At 58.6% G+C, this 15,823-nt stretch carries 6 protein-coding genes; 5 read left to right on the top strand and 1 reads right to left on the bottom strand.

The window, feature by feature from the left end; translation table 11 throughout:
* Nucleotides 1-18: 18 nt before the first annotated feature.
* Entirely contained in the window at nucleotides 19-1,008 is a 990-nt protein-coding gene (locus C2I18_RS04930; RefSeq protein ID WP_249900166.1) for a Na/Pi cotransporter family protein, read from the bottom strand.
* A gap of 98 nt (nucleotides 1,009-1,106) precedes the next feature.
* Between C2I18_RS04930 and C2I18_RS04925 the strand changes: the two genes are divergently transcribed.
* The 5 genes from C2I18_RS04925 (at nucleotide 1,107) to C2I18_RS04905 (ending at nucleotide 15,161) form a co-directional block, all read left to right on the top strand.
* Entirely contained in the window at nucleotides 1,107-2,507 is a 1,401-nt protein-coding gene (locus tag C2I18_RS04925; RefSeq protein WP_249902008.1) for a class I SAM-dependent rRNA methyltransferase, read from the top strand.
* Nucleotides 2,508-2,754: 247 nt separating this feature from the next.
* Nucleotides 2,755-6,276 (top strand): helicase-exonuclease AddAB subunit AddB, encoded by a 3,522-nt coding sequence (addB, locus tag C2I18_RS04920; RefSeq protein ID WP_249900165.1) that lies wholly within the window; start codon nucleotides 2,755-2,757, stop codon nucleotides 6,274-6,276.
* The gene (locus C2I18_RS04915; protein ID WP_249900164.1) at nucleotides 6,273-10,466 is read left to right on the top strand and encodes a UvrD-helicase domain-containing protein; all 4,194 of its coding nucleotides are present in this window, start codon (nucleotides 6,273-6,275) and stop codon (nucleotides 10,464-10,466) included. Before addB ends, C2I18_RS04915 begins: the two co-directional genes overlap by 4 nt.
* An 80-nt stretch (nucleotides 10,467-10,546) precedes the next feature.
* Nucleotides 10,547-11,731 (top strand): exonuclease SbcCD subunit D, encoded by a 1,185-nt coding sequence (locus C2I18_RS04910; protein WP_249900163.1) that lies wholly within the window; start codon nucleotides 10,547-10,549, stop codon nucleotides 11,729-11,731.
* Between the two features lies 1 nt (nucleotide 11,732).
* Complete coding sequence (locus C2I18_RS04905) at nucleotides 11,733-15,161, top strand: AAA family ATPase (RefSeq protein ID WP_249900162.1); 3,429 nt, start codon at nucleotides 11,733-11,735, stop codon at nucleotides 15,159-15,161.
* Nucleotides 15,162-15,823 lie beyond the last annotated feature (662 nt).

The raw sequence follows: 15,823 nt of genomic DNA, 5'->3' as shown, positions 1-15,823 counted from the left end.
CTTATGAACCGGGAGCTGTTAAGACTGGAGACGCTTCTCCAGTCTTGACCACAGCGGCAGGTAGCAGAGCGGCAGTGCCGCAAGGGAGCAGACGACGTTAAAGATGGTCTGCGCATGGGCAAGCTGGGCGGCAGGGCCTCCGCCGATCCAGGCAGCCAGGCTCTGCAGCGGTCCGGTGAACGGCAGGAACAGCAGCGCTCCCCCGACATTGAGCACCACATGTGACCAGGCGACGAAGCTGCCTGAAGGGGAGCCTCCAATGGAGGCAATTACGGCAGTGACGCAGGTGCCGATATTGGCGCCGAGCACAATGGCGATGCCAAGCTCCGGCGGCAGTGTCCCGCTTGCAGCGAGGCCCATCGCCATGCCGATAACCGCCGCGCTGCTGTGTACCATCGCGGTCAGGCAGGCTCCGGCAGCGAGGCCCCAGAGGGTGCTCGTGGCGGCATGATCCAGGAACCAGCGGAACAGTCCGCTGCTCTGCAGTGCAGGCCCGATCGACTGCATAACCGAGATGCCCCACAGGACAAGCGCAAAGCCCGCCACTGCCAGGCTGATGAACTGCACCGGCGCGGAGATCCGGCGGCAGGCCTCTGCTGCCCGCAAGTGGAGGGGCGGCAGCTCGCCAAGCATCACCGCCGCTGCCCAGAGGCACAGCGACAGCGTCAGCAGCGGCGCTGCCGCCGAGCTGATCTGCAATCCGATCAGCTCGGTGGTCAGGCAGGTGCCGATGTTGCTGCCGAGGATAATGCCGAGTGTCCGGGCGTAATTCAGCAGCCCTGCGTTCACCATACCGATCGTCAGCACGGTGACGGCTGTGCTGCTCTGCAGCAGTGCCGACAGCAGGCTGCTGGCGATGAGTCCCTTTAGAGGCGTGGATGTGGCCTTATGCAGGCTGTTCACGAGCAGCGGGCCGGCGAGCTTGGCCAGAGCGGCTTCCATCAGCTTCATGCCGGCGAGAAAAATAACAAGACCATATATGACAGGGAACAGCAGGTCACGGATCATAAGGACAAGCTCCTTTGAACGGGGGTTGTACACCAATATATGAAAAGAATGCAGTGGACATGTATGAAATCATCAACAAGAACAGGGAGTTGAAGTCATTGGCATCGGTTATTCTGGAACGAAACCGCAAAAAAAGACTGGAGCAGGGACATCCGTGGGTGTTCGCCAGCGAAGTAGCCTCAGTGGACGGGGAAGCGCAGGCCGGCAATCTGGTAGACGTGCTCAATCATCAAGGGAGGTATCTGGCTACCGGTTATTACAATCCGGCCTCACAGATCCGGGTCAGAATTATATCCCAGAGCAGGCTTGCGGCCATGGATACAGCCTTTTTTGTCGACCGGTTTACAAGCTGCCTGCAGCACCGGGAACGTTTTTTGCCGGAAGCAGATGCTTACCGGTTTGTATATGGAGAGGCGGATTTTCTGCCCGGACTGATTATCGACCGCTTCGGTGACGTGCTGGTTGTGCAGCTGCTGACACTGGGAATGGACAAGTGCCGGAACGAGATTGTCGACGCACTGGTGCAGGTAATGGCGCCGCGCGGTATTTTTGAGCGCAGCGATGTTTCTGTGCGTGAGCTGGAAGGCCTGGAGCAGAGAACAGGGGTATTGTACGGTGAATGCCCGCGCCATATCACGGTAAGCGAGAACGGCCTGAAGGTTATCGTCGATATCGAAGAAGGCCAGAAGACAGGATATTTCTTCGACCAGCGTGAGAACCGCGCTTCCATTGCACCGCTGATCAAAGGCTGGGGCGGACGCAGCGGCATTACGCTGCAGGAAGTGGAGACAGAGGATGGTTCAGTGCAGACTCTTCCTGTGAACAAGAGCGGCAAGCCGGTTACCTTCCCTTACTGGGATGGAGCCACAGTGCTGGAGTGCTTTGCACATACAGGCAGCTTTACGCTGCATGCCTGCAAATACGGCGCGAAGAAGGTCACCTGTCTCGACGTTTCCGCACATGCGATTGAAAGCGCCAAGGCCAATGTTGAGCTGAACGGCTTCACCGACCGGGTGGAATTTGTGGTGGACGATGCCTTTGCTTTTCTGCGCAACCAGGTCAAAGGCCTGGAAGAACGCTCGGAGCGGGCAACCGGCAAGGCGGACACTAAACCAGGCGGCAAGCCGGCAGCCAAGACCGACACGGCGAAGCCGATGACTGCGGGCGGCGGACGCACATGGGATGTTGTTATTTTGGACCCTCCGGCCTTTGCCAAAACCAAAAGCGCTGTTGCGGGAGCCTGCCGCGGCTATAAAGACATCAACCTTCAGGGCATGAAGCTGGTTAACGAAGGCGGTTATCTGGTGACGGCAAGCTGCTCGTACCATATGCAGCCGCAGCTGTTCCTGGATACCATCGCCGAAGCGGCCAAGGATGCAGGCAAAGTGCTGAGACTCGTGGAATGGCGTGCTGCCGGCAAAGACCATCCGCAGATTCTCGGTGTGGACGAAGGGCACTATCTGAAATTTGCGATTTTTGAGGTGCGCAGCAAGAAGTAACAAGCAGACCAGGGAGTGGCTGTGAGTATTATCGATAGAAGAGGCACACGCAGATCGAGGCGTGTGCCTCTTTGTGTTTTTTGGCGGGTCTGGGGCAGTCCGTGTACAAGCTGGAATTTGAAAACAATGGCAAACGTATGTTCCGCTTGGAAGGGATATGGTATAATGTTGGGACGGATTATTGAACAAGTGATAATGTTTATACATGATATGTTTATAGATTTGGCCACGGAAGGGGTCTACTGTGATGACGGTTCATTTTTTGATCGGCCGCTCGGGCAGCGGCAAAACTACGAAGATCCGGGAGACAGTCTCCGCACAGCTTTCGGCGGAGCCGATGGGGACGCCGATTATTCTGCTGGTTCCCGAGCAGGGCTCGTTCGGCGCGGAACAGGGCCTTTTAAGTGCCGGGAACGTGAAAGGGAGCATCCGTGCCCAGACGCTCAGCTTTTCACGGCTGGCCTACCGGGTAAAGCAGGAGACCGGAGGCAGCGCCAGTCTGCCCATTAGCGAAGAAGGCAAAAAAATGCTGATCTACAAAATTGTCAGCCGACGTAAGGAAGAGCTGAAGCTGTTCGGTGCGTCATCGGACAGACCCGGTTTTATTGAGCGGCTGAGCAGCCTGCATACCGAGCTCAAAAGCTGCTGCCTGGGCGCTGCCGATCTTGAGGAGCAGCTGTCCAATATGCGTGAGTCCATTGGGAACAGCCCGATTCTTGCCGGCAAGCTGGATGATCTGCACATCGTCTTCAGTGAGCTGGAACAAGAGATGTCGCAGCTGTACATTGATGAGGAGGACCGGCTGGCCGAGCTGGCGGAGCGGATAGCCGATTCTTCCTTTGTCCGCGGTGCCGAAATCTGGGTGGATGGCTTCCACGGCTTTACTGCCCAGGAGTTTACGGTCCTGCGGGAACTTATGCAGCACGCCTCCAAGATGACAGTGGCGCTTACGCTTGACCGGATCTATCCGCCGGGGATGGCTCCGCATGAACTGGAGCTGTTCCATCCTGCAGCGGTAACTTACATGAAGCTGCGAGGAATGGCTGAGGAGATGGGCCTTGCGGTCTGGGACGAGCTGCTGGCGCCGCCGGTGCTTCCGCGTTTTGCGGAAAGTCCGGCACTGGCTCATCTGGAGCGCGGATTCGGACGCCGGTTCCGCTGGAACGGGGATGCGGATAAGGCAGCTGAGGCTATCACAATCAGCTCCGCCGCATCGCGCAGGACGGAAGTGGAGGGTGCCTTGCGCGAAATGATCCGGCTGGCCCGCGAAGAGGGGGCAAAGTACGGCGAAATGGCCGTGTTCATGCGCAATATCGGTGATTATGAACAGCTGATCTCTCCATTATTCCAGGACTATGGAGTTCCGTTCTTCCTTGACCAGAAGGTGAATGAGCTGCATCATCCGCTGGTGGAGTTTATCCGCTCCGCGCTTGATGTCATCCGCCGCCGCTGGCGTTATGAGGATGTGTTCCGCTGCGTCAAAACAGAACTTCTGCTTCCGCTGGACGGCAGCCTTACGCGTCAGGACATGGACCAGCTGGAGAACTACGTCCTGGCCTGCGGCATTCAGGGTTACCGCTGGACCGACGGACGGTCGTGGAAGGGGATTCCGAGCCTGTCGCTGGAAGGCAGTCAGGCTGTAGATGAAGCCCAGCTGCTCCTTATGGAGCAGTGCCGGGAGAGTATCACGGTTCCCCTGCATGCCTTTGAGAAAAGAGTGAAGAAAAGCCGCAGCGGTCTGGAACTGTGTACAGCCGTGTTCCTGCTGCTTCAGGAGACAGATGCAGCGCGTAAGCTGGAGCGGATGGGTGCGCAGGCACTGAAACGGGGTGAGCCTGAAAAGGCCCGTGAGCATACCCAGTTATGGGGTGCAGTACTTGATCTGCTGGACCAGATTGCTGAGATGATGGGCAAGGAAAGGCTGGAGTTTGAGCTGTTCTCCGGTGTGCTGGAGACCGGACTTGCCGAGCTGAAGATGGGGCTTGTCCCGCCAGCGCTGGATCAGGTACTGGTAGGGACGATGGACCGGACCCGGGTATCGGGCGTGAAGTATGCCTTTTTGCTGGGCTTTAACGAAGGGGTGGTACCGGCACAATTCAAAGAAGACGGTATCCTTTCAGAAGGCGAGCGGCTGCTTCTGGAGAACGCGGGAATGGAGCTGTCCCCCGGCTCGTCACGGAAGCTGCTGGATGAACGCTTCCTTATCTATAATGCGCTGACGACAGCGAGCCGGAAATTATGGATCAGCTATGCCTCTGCAGATGAAGAAGGCAAAGCGCTCTTGCCATCAGAGATCATCCGCCATCTGCACGGCATGTTCCCCGATGCCTTGAAGGAGCAGTCACTTGCCGGGTTCCCTCCGGCAGTAACTCCAGGTGAGACGGATGCGGGCGAAGCTCTGCACTTTAGCTTTATAGGCCATCCGGAGCAGACCCTGCGCATGCTCATTATGCAGCTGCGGCAGTGGCGCCAGGGTGTAGAGATTCCCGGAATATGGTGGGATGTCTACAACTGGTTTGCAGGTGACGAAAAACGCAGAACGGAGCTTGGACGGCTGCTGGGATCGCTGTTCTACCGCAATGAAGGCAAAACCTTAAAGCGGGAGACCAGCCTCCGTCTGTACGGCGGTTCAACGCTGCGCGGCAGCGTATCGCGGATGGAGAAGTTCACCGCCTGCGCATTTTCCCATTTTGCCTCCTACGGGCTGAGGCTGAAGGAGCGCCAGCTCTACAAGCTGCAGGCGCCCGACATTGGCCAGCTGTTCCACGCCGCCCTCAGCGATATGGCTGTGCGTCTGCAGAAGCAGGGCCGCGGCTGGGGCAGCATGACGGCAGAGGAATGCCGCCGGGAAGCCGGTGAGACGGTCGACCGTCTGGCACCGCTCTTGCAGGGTGAAATTCTGATGAGCAGCAAACGTTACGGGTATATTTCCCGCAAGCTCAAGAATATTGTGGGCCGCGCATCGGTCATTCTGGGTGAGCATGCCCGCAGGGGCAGCTTTGAGCCGGTGGGGCTGGAGCTGGATTTCGGCCCGGGCAAAGATCTGCCGCCGCTGAGGATTACACTGCCGAACGGCTGTGTGATGGAAGTGGTCGGCCGGATTGACCGGGTCGATATGGCGGAAGGCGAGCAGGGGGTACTGCTGAGGGTTATTGACTATAAATCCAGCCAGAAGGACCTCAAGCTGCATGAAGTGTATTACGGATTGTCGCTGCAGATGCTGACCTATCTGGATGTGCTGCTGACCTATTCCGAACAGTGGCTGGGCAAGACTGCACTGCCTGCAGGAACGCTGTATTTCCATGTGCATGATCCGCTGCTGTCCTCGCCGAACGGAATGAACCGGGAGCAGGCGGAGCAGGAGCTGCTGAAACGGTTCAAAATGAAGGGGCTGCTGACAGCCGACCGCGAGGTGGTTTCACTGATGGACACTACACTCGACAAAGGGTATTCCTCGATTGTTCCTGTAGCGCTGAAAAGTGACGGCAGCTTTTACAGCAGCGCTTCCGTCGCTACACCCGAGCAGTGGAGACATCTGCTGACTTCAGTACGGAGCAATATTTCGGAAATCGGGACGCGCATTACGGAAGGGGACGTGGCGATCCAGCCGTACCGCATCCAGCAGGAGACGGCATGCACCTTCTGCTCATTCCGGCCGGTATGCCAGTTTGATGAGGCTGTGGAAGGCAACGGGTATAACAATCTCGGCAAGCCGGGCAAGGAAGTCATTTGGGACCTGCTGTCCCACAAAGGAGGAGAGAAGCCGTGAACAAGAGAGCACCTGTAGAAGCAAAGCCGGAAGGAAGCTTTTGGAGCGACGACCAGTGGCGCGCAATAGCGGAGAGCGGCGACGACATCCTGGTGGCGGCAGCGGCAGGCTCCGGTAAAACCGCGGTGCTGGTCGAGCGGATTATCCGCAAAATCAGCGTTGAGGCGAACGGCTTCAGCGTGGACAGGCTGCTGGTAGCAACGTTCACCAAGGCGGCAGCTGCTGAAATGCGGCAGCGGATCCGTGAAGCGCTGGAGCGCAAGCTGGAGGAAAGTGAAAACAGCCCTGGAGAGGATGCAGAAGGAAACGGACATTTGCGCCGCCAGCTCGCCCTCCTGGGCAAGGCTTCCATCACCACGCTGCATTCCTTCTGTCTTGAAGTGATCCGGCGGTACTATCAGATCATCCCGATTGACCCGGGATTCCGGATTCTGAATGAGCATGAAGCCGAAATGATGCGCCAGGAAATACTGGAAGAGCTGCTGGAAGAGAAATACGGCGAAGTTACGGAGGACGGGGAAGACGGAGTCTTCGTCAGACTTGCCGACTGGTTCAGCGGTGAACGCAGCGACGATGCCGTGCATGCACTGATTCAGCGGCTGCATGATTTCGCCCGCAGCCATCCCTGGCCGGCGCAGTGGCTGCGGGATACCGCAGCCGATTTCTCCCTGCCGGATACGGAAGCGCTAAGCGGTACGGCCTGGGTGCAGAGCATCCTCGCCGAGGCGAAGCTGGCGCTGGACGGAGCAGTCAGCCAGCTGGAGCAGGGCCGGGAGATTGCCCTGCAGCCCGGAGGTCCTGCACCTTATGCGGAGAATCTGGCTGCTGATCTTGAAATGGTGCACGGGCTTCAGAACGCACTGGAGACCCGTCCGTGGTCGGAGCACTACGACATTTTTATGGAAATATCATTCGGCAAGCTGAAGCCGTGCAAGAAGGATGCCACGGATCCCGGTCTCCAGGAGACGGTTAAAGAGCTGCGCGAAAGTGTGAAAAAAAGTCTGCTGGAGCTCCAGAAATCGTTGTTTGGACGTCCGGCTGAGGCGTTTCTGAAGGAGCTGCACGAGGCGGCTCCTCTGATGCGGGAGCTGGCAGAAACCGTGATTGAATTCGGGGAACGTTACAGAACCGAAAAAGCCGGACGCGGTATGGTCGATTTCAGTGATCTGGAGCATTACTGCCTGCAGATTCTGCGCCATCCGGATTCCCTTCCGGGCCATTCCCTGCCTTCCGATGCGGCCATGGAGTACCGGGACCAGTTCGATGAAGTGCTGCTTGATGAGTATCAGGATACGAACAGCGTGCAGGAGGAGATAGTCCGGCTGATTTCCCGTGAAGCTCCGGGCAACCGCTTTATGGTCGGCGATATGAAGCAGAGTATTTACCGCTTCCGGCTTGCCGAACCGGGGCTGTTCCTGGACAAGTACCGGAGCTTTGGAGCGGCAGATGCTGCAGCGTCTGATCCGTCAGCAGATGATTCATTAGCACACTCCGCTGAATCCGACAGCAGCAGTACATCTCCGGGGATGGTTATTGATCTGGCGCGTAACTTCCGCAGCCGCATGGAGGTCGTAAATGCGGTGAATATGATTTTCCGCCAGATCATGGACAAAACCGTGGCGGAGATCAGCTATGACGAACGTGCCGAGCTGGTCTACGGTGCCAACTTCCCGGGAGCGGAGGAGAAGGGGCCGGATACTTATTTTGCCCCGGAGCTGCTGATCATTGACAGGGGGAAGGCACCGGCCGGAGGGCCTGAGGAGTCTTCCGGAGACGGGGAGCTTCCTGCCAAGGAGAATGAAGCTGCCGAGAGCGAGACGGCGCAGCTGGAAGCACGGGCCATTGCCCGGCGGATTTCACAGATGACCGGCATGACCGGCGGTGAGCCGCTGCTGATTTATGATAAATCCCAGAAGATTATGCGTCCGGTGGTTTACGGCGATATCGTCATTCTGCTGCGCTCTGCCCGCATATGGACACCTCTGGTGATCGAGGAGCTGCGGCTTGAAGGCATTCCTGCCTACGGTGACCAGAACAAAGGTTATTTCCAGGCTACCGAAGTGGAGATTGCCCTGTCACTGCTGCAGGTGGTGGACAATCCGCGGCAGGATATTCCGCTTGCCGGAGTGCTGCGTTCGCCTGTAGTGAACCTGAGTGAAGAGGAGCTGGCCTCTGTACGGCTGTGCAGTCCGGGTTCCTTTTATGATGCACTGACGGCAGCCGCCTGCGGACAGGCGGCTGCCGCTGAAGCTGCGGTGACAGCTGAAGCTGTATCTCCAGACCTTCCGGCAGGGGGAGAAGCGGCTGCAGCATATGAGTATTTAAGAGCCAGCAATTTGATTGTCCCGCCGGAATTGGCGGCAGGAGCAGCGGGAGCGGCGGATTTCAATGAGGAAACGGCCTTGAGATTGGAGGCCCAGGCCTCGATCTCTCCGGAGCTGCGCGGGAAGCTTCAGCATTTTATGAGCCTGCTTGAAGGCTGGAGAGATGCCGCCCGTCAAGGCAGCCTCAGTACACTGATCTGGCGTATTTACGGCGAAAGCGGCTATCTGGAATGGGTCGGCGGTCTTCCCGGCGGATTCCAGCGCCAGAATAACCTTAAGGCACTTTACGACCGGGCTGTACAGTTCGAGAATGATACCTCTGCGCGCGGATTATTCCGTTTTCTCGTCTTTATTAACAGGCTGAGGGAAAACGGCGGTGACCTCGGTGCAGCCGGAGGAACCGGCGAAGAGGCGGGGGGCGTAAGAATTATGACCATCCACAAATCCAAAGGCCTGGAGTTCCCTGTTGTATTCCTGGCCGGGATGGCCAAACCTTTTAACCGTCAGGATCTGTACTCTCCGTTCCTTATGCATAAGGAGCTTGGTTTCGGGCCGCGTTTTGTGGAACGGGAGACACGCGTCAGTTATCCGACCTTGCCTTATCTGGCGATTAACCGCCGTTCAAAGCTTGAGCTGCTGGCCGAGGAAATGCGGGTGCTTTATGTCGGCCTGACCCGGCCGCGGGACAAGATGATTCTCGTAGGTACGGTAAGAGATCTGCCGCGCACGGTCTCAGGCTGGAGCCGGATGCAAAGCCGTGAAGAGCTGCTGCTTGCCGATCATCTGCTGGCCCGGGGGCGCAGCTATCTGGACTGGGTGGGACCGGCGCTGATCCGCCATCCCGGTGCGGCGATTCTGCGCAAGCTCGGCGGTACGGAAGGTACCGTATCAACGGTGCTTCACAGCGATGATTCCAACTGGAGCATCCGTGTGCTGGCGTCTTCCGAGCTCGGCTCGGGATCTTTTGCCGCCGGAAATGACGAAGATGCGCAAAACGGGGAACGCAGCCAGGCCAATGAAGCGCTGCGCCGGGGCCGTGCCGTTCCATTCTTTGCCACGCCGTCAAAACCTGAGATTACCAAGCGGCTGGAATGGCAGTACCCCTATGCTGCTGCTTCCGGCATTCCGGCCAAGACCTCGGTTACAGAGCTCAAGTCAATGCTCTCGATGCAGGACCAGCCTTCCTTTGATTTACTTGAGGAGGTGCGTTCCGCAGACAGCGGACAAGGACGTAACCGGATTGCCGGAGCGGACAGTCTTCATCTCCAGCGTCCGAAGTTTATGGAAAAGCGGGGCTTGTCGGGTACGGAGCGGGGGACGGCCTACCATACGGTGATGCAGCATATTCCGCTGGACGGGCCGGTGGACCGGCAGGTTCTGGAGATGACGATGGCGCATCTGACTCGGGTGGCCATTCTCACTGCGGAACAGGCGGAAGCCGTTGACCTGGATGACGTAGAAGCTTTCTGTGCAAGTGAGCTTGGACAGCGTCTGCAGCAGGCAGCATGGAAACGCAGAGAGCAGCCGTTCAGTTACATGGTACCGGCAGGTGAAGCATACCGCGGACTGGACTTTTTGGGCGGGGCTGTATCGGGGCTTTCTGAGGAGCAGAGAGCCGGCAGTGCCCGCCAGGCCGTGATGATCCAGGGCGTTATCGACTGCCTGTTCCGCGAGGACGGGCGGCTGATTCTGCTCGATTATAAAACAGATGCTGTTCTTGAGCATAAGGGCGGACTGGAAGCGCTGAGAGAAAGATACCGGTTCCAGCTCGAACTGTACAGCAAGGCACTTTATGATATTTTGGGCGAGCCGGTCGATGAGATCTGGCTGTACTTTTTTGACGGCGGACATGCAGTGAAACTATAAAAGTATTAGATAGAGTATGATATGAAGAAATCTAGGAATCTATGAATGCCGCATGATGGGCGGGGAAAAGAGGGCAAACAATGCGCATATTGCATACGGGAGACTGGCACTTGGGCCGTACCCTGGAAGGGAGAAGCCGGCAGAAGGAGCAGGAGCAGTTCATTGACGAGCTCGTGGACATTGCCGATTCTTCCAAAGCGGATCTTATTCTGATGGCGGGAGATGTCTATGACTCTGTCAACCCGCCGGCAGCAGCGGAGCAGCTGTTCTATGAAGCTGCCGCCAGGTTAACGGCCGGCGGAAGACCGCTGGTGGTCATCTCAGGCAACCATGACCAGCCGGAACGCGTAGCTTCCGTCTCCCCGCTTGTCCACAGGCAGGGCATAACTCTGGTGGGGATGCCTACTTCTGATCCGGTAACGGTTCATGCTGCACGCACGGGTGAAATTGCCAGAATTGCAGCCCTCCCGTATCCCTCTGAAGCCAGACTCGGGGAGCTGCTGGCCGGCGACAGCGCAGAAGGTGAACTCCGGCTTGCCTACAGCGCACGCGTCGGCAAGCTGATGAAGCTGCTCGGCAGGGAGTTCACCCCGCAGACGGTGAATCTGGCCATGAGCCATATCTACGTGCTGGGCGGTGTGGAAAGCGACTCGGAGCGTCCGATCCAGGTAGGCGGAGCCTACACTGTAGATCCGTCAGCCTTGTCCTGCGGAGCGCAATATACAGCGCTGGGTCACCTGCACCGTTCCCAGCGGGTCAAAGGCGACGGAATGATCCGCTACAGCGGTTCACCGCTGGCTTACAGCTTCTCGGAAGCAGGCCAGGCGAAGTCGGTAGCGCTGATTGATGTGGCCCCGGGCGGAGAGCCATCCTTCGAGGAGATCTTTCTCCGCTGTGGACGTCCGCTGGTCAACTGGAAATCCGCCGGCGGTCTGCAGGAGGTCTACAGCTGGCTGGAGGAAGGCAAGGATATCGATGCTTTTATTGATCTGGAGCTGCGTCTCACGGAAGCCATGTCGATGAACGATATTCAGCGGCTGCGCAAATCGCGGGACGGCATTATTCATATCCGTCCGGTATATCCGCAGATGGAGCTTGAACTGGAGGAGCAGTCCCGCTCGCGGATGCCGGTGCAGGAGCTGTTCCGCAGATTCTATCAGCGACAGACCGGCGGGGCCGAGCCTGAGGACAGCCTCATTGAGCTGTTTCTGGAACTGACGGAAGACGAAGAACGGCGCCAGCCGGAGGAAGGGGAGGTGAACTAGGGTGAAGCCGATTCTACTAAAGGTTTCCGGCCTGCAAAGCTACCGGGAACAGCAGGAGATAGATTTTGCGAGTCTGACAGAGACGGGGCTCTTTGGCATATTCGGGCCTACCGGCAGCGGCAAATCCAGTCTTCTGGATGCGATAACCCTGGCGATGTACGGCAAGGTGGAGCGGGCTGTGAACGGGACACAGGGAATTATGAACCATTCCGAGGATCAGCTCAGCGTGGCGTTCACCTTTGAGCTCATCTCCTCCAGCGGTCCCCGCCGTTACCGCGTGGAACGCAAATTCAAACGTACCGGAGAGCAGTCGGTGAGCAATACGATCAGCCGGTTCATTGGAGTCACCGAAGACGGCGACCATGTAATGGCGGACAAGCTGGCGGATGTTACCCGCTGCGTGGAGGAGCATATCGGCCTCAAAATGGACGATTTTACCCGGGCAGTGGTACTGCCGCAGGGTAAATTCGCCGAATTTCTGTCCCTGCGCGGCGTGGACCGCAGACAGATGCTCCAGCGGCTCTTTCATCTGGAGCAGTACGGCGACCAGCTGGCACTGAAGCTCAGCCGGCGGGTCAAGGAGAACGAGGCTGCGCTGCGTGCGCTTGAAGCAGAGCAGCAGGGACTTGGCAGCGCAGGCAAAGCCGATGTTGAAGCCGCTGCTGAACGACTTAAGGAAGCTGTGCGCCATGCTGCGGAATGCCGCAGGAGGCTGGAGGAAGCCCTCCGGCTTGCGGAGCGCTATGCGAAGATCCGCGAGCTGCAGGAGGAGCGCTCCCGGCGGCAGCTGCAGCGGCAGGAACTGCTCCGGCAGGAGGAGGGCATCCTGCTGCTGGAGCAGAAGCTGGGCAAGGCAGACGAAGCCGAAAAGCGGCTGCCTGCCCTGAAGGCCTGGCGGAGCGCGGAAGAGGCCTGGAAGAACCGGGTGGCCCGGGCGGAGGGCCAGGAAGCTTTAGCTGCAGCTGCACAGCAGGAGGCTGCTGTACTGGCGGCAGCCGAGGCCGCCGCGCAGGCTGCGCTGGCCGAGGAAGAGCCGGCCCTCCGTTCGGGGGCCGACACGTACCGCCGCGCGCTGGAGCTGGAAGCCGAGCTCGGCGGCCTGCGCAAGGAACGCGCCGCGGTGCTTGCGCGCCGGGACGAGACCGCAAGCGGGCTTGCCGCGCGGCGGGAGCGCATGGACCGGGAGCGTGAGCTTTTGGCCAAGGGCCAAAAGCGCCAGCAAGAGCTGCAGCAGAGCCTGCAGCCGCTTGCGGTCCGCTCCCAGGAGCGGCAGTCTCTGCAGGAAGCGATGCAGAGACTGCAGGAGCTGCGCTCCGCCACCTCCCAGGGGGAGACGGCGGAGCGTGAACGCCGCGAGCGCACAGCGGTGCTCGCGGCTGCAGAGGCGCGGCTGGCCGCTGCCGAAGGCCGGCGGCAGGCGCTTGAGGCGGCCCGCGGCGGAGAGATCGCCGCGGCCGCGCTGCACCAGGAGGAGCTGCGGGCCGCGGAAGCTGCCGCAGGGACTGCCGCCGCGCGCCTGGAACAGCGCGGCGCCGGGCTTGAAGCAGCGCTGAAGGAGCTGGAGGTGCACAGGCTGTCGCTTACGCTTGCCCGTGACCTGCAGGACGGGCAGCCGTGTCCGGTGTGCGGCAGTGAACATCACCCGTCGCCGGCGCTAAGCGCAGACGGCGGGGAGCAGGAAGAGCTTCAGCGCAGCCTGCAGGAGAACCGCAGTCTGGAAAGATATGCGCTGGACACGCGCCAGCTGCTGCGGAGCCTGCTGGAGCAGGACGGGGCTTGGCTGGAGCAGGTCTATGGCGAGGATGAAGCGGGCAATTCGCTGAGGACCCCGGCGGCGGCAGGAGTGGAGCAGGGCGGTGATCTCCATTCAGCGGCGTCTCCGGAGGCTTCTGACGTCCCTGACAAGGACAAATTGTCTGCGCTGGAATCACAGCTTGCTTCCTTCAAGGTCCGCTCTGCCGAGCTTCGCCGCAGTGCCGCCGAGTGGCAGCGGTCCATGCAGGAAGTGCAGCAGCTCTGCCACAAAGAAGCTGCCGCAGTCGAAGCCGAAACTGCCTGGGTAGCGGGGCTTGCCGCCAAGGCGGAAGAGCAGTCTTTACGGTTGATCACGCTGAAGGAACAATGGGCGCAGCAGTTCCCGGAACTGATCCCGGATGAGGCTGAGAAGGCATACCGCGAAATGCTCGCGAAGGATGAGCAGGCAGAGGAGATCAGAGGCAGGCTGGAGATCAGCGTTAAATTTCTGGATGACAAGAGTACTGCTGTGCAGGCTCTGCAGGAGGAGATTGCCGGACTGGACAAGGAGCTCGTCCAGTGGTCTGCCCAGCTTGAGGGCAAAGAATCGCTGGAACATGAGAAGGAGCAGCGCCTGCATCAATGGACAGGCGGCCGTCCGGCAGCTGCTTTGCTGGCGGAATGCGAGCAGAAGCTGCAGAAGCTGCAGTCGGCCCTGGACAGTACCAGACAGGCCCACAAACGGGCTGCAGAAAAAGCGCAGCATGAGGTGAAAGAGGCTGCCATCGCCCTTCAGGCGGCAGAGTCGGCACGGGAACACTGCGCGTCAGCGTCTGGGCAGTGGGAGGAGAGTCTGAACTCCTCGCCGTTTGCTACAGCTGCCGAGGTTGAAGCGGCAGCACTGTCGCCCGAAGAACGGAGCAGTGCCGCAGCCCGTGTGCGGTCGCACCGTGATCATGAAGCTGAAGTTACGCTGCAGCTGCGGAATGTTGAAGAGAAGCTGGACGGTGCGGAATTGAGCGACGCCGAGTGGCAGGAGAGCCAGCAGGCGCTGCAGACCTGCAAGGACGACGACGAGAGCTCGCTGCAGAGCAGGGCCCGCGCTGAGCGTGACCTGGAGGATCTGCAGCACCGCCATGTCCGCTGGATGGAGCTTGAGGAACAGCGTGCCGGACATGCCGCGCTGCAGGACCGGTTGTCGAAGCTGCAGGCTGTTCTCCGCGGCAATGCCTTTGTGGAGTATATTGCCGAAGAACAGCTGATGCAGGTATGCCAGGCTGCTTCGCAGCGGCTGCGTTTCCTGAGCAAGCAGCGTTATGCGCTGGAAGTGGACTCCGGCGGCGGCTTTGTGATCCGCGATGATGGCAACGGCGGGGTGAAGCGTCCGGTCTCCACATTATCCGGCGGTGAGACCTTCCTGACTTCGCTGTCGCTGGCACTGGCTTTATCCGCCCAGATTCAGCTCCGCGGGCAGTACCCTCTGCAGTTCTTCTTCCTGGATGAGGGCTTCGGCACACTGGATCCGGAGCTGCTGGACACCGTCATTACATCCTTGGAGAGATTGCACAACGATCAGCTGTCCGTCGGTATTATCAGCCACGTACCCGAGCTTCGGGCACGTCTCCCGCGCAAGCTGATTGTAGTGCCTGCTGAGCAGGGCGGAGGCGGCTCACGCATTCTTTTGGAAAAAATGTGAAACTGGGGGTTTGATGTGACGTCAATCACAGATACACCATCAAGCCCCTGTTATAATACAGCTAAGCCGACATCATTTTGAAACACCTCGGCGGACGTATGAGGGGGAAGCAACTCCTTTTCATACGTCCGCCGCCGAAACAGCTTTTTAAGCTGTTATGGGTGTTTCTTTTTTTTGTCTATTTATATGCCCGTACAGCAGTGGTTTCCCTTTTATTACGGTAGTATTCCGTTTTAGTATCCAGATCGTTATATTATCTTGTTCGTTTACAGTATCTATAGTACAGCCTCGATTGTTGAAATAATCTGATGCTGCCCGCACCATGTGTACACATCCCCATACCGGCTTTAAAGAGTATAAACAAACTGTATCTGATACAGAAAGGGCCGTTTTGAGCGTTCTTAGCCATCTAAAAAAAGGGCGCTGTATACATACGCGGCACCTTCTCTTTCAGGTGGGACAATTCCGCTTACGCTACCCAGTCAAAGGTCACTCCGCCCGGTAAACCACACTGCCGCTCATATCAAGGTATCGGCCGTAACGATCTGCCCTAACCAGCATAACAACCACAGGCGCTGTCTATAATACAGACAAAAGGGCAAATATAGTTTTGCATAGCTTAAAAAAACAGCCGATCCCCCGAATACATACGAGAATTCAAC

Origin of the sequence: Paenibacillus sp. PK3_47 (assembly GCF_023520895.1) — a bacterium.
Lineage (GTDB): Bacteria > Bacillota > Bacilli > Paenibacillales > Paenibacillaceae > Paenibacillus_AQ.
The sequence above is the reverse complement of the archived record's forward strand: the minus strand, read 5'-3'. Positions and strand labels throughout refer to the sequence as shown.

Excerpts from the sequence above, each read along its gene's own strand:
- C2I18_RS04930 (WP_249900166.1), bottom strand. The coding sequence starts at position 1,008 with ATGATCCGTGACCTGCTGTTCCCTGTCATATATGGTCTTGTTATTTTT.
- addB (WP_249900165.1), top strand. The coding sequence starts at position 2,755 with ATGACGGTTCATTTTTTGATCGGCCGCTCGGGCAGCGGCAAAACTACG.
- C2I18_RS04910 (WP_249900163.1), top strand. The coding sequence starts at position 10,547 with ATGCGCATATTGCATACGGGAGACTGGCACTTGGGCCGTACCCTGGAA.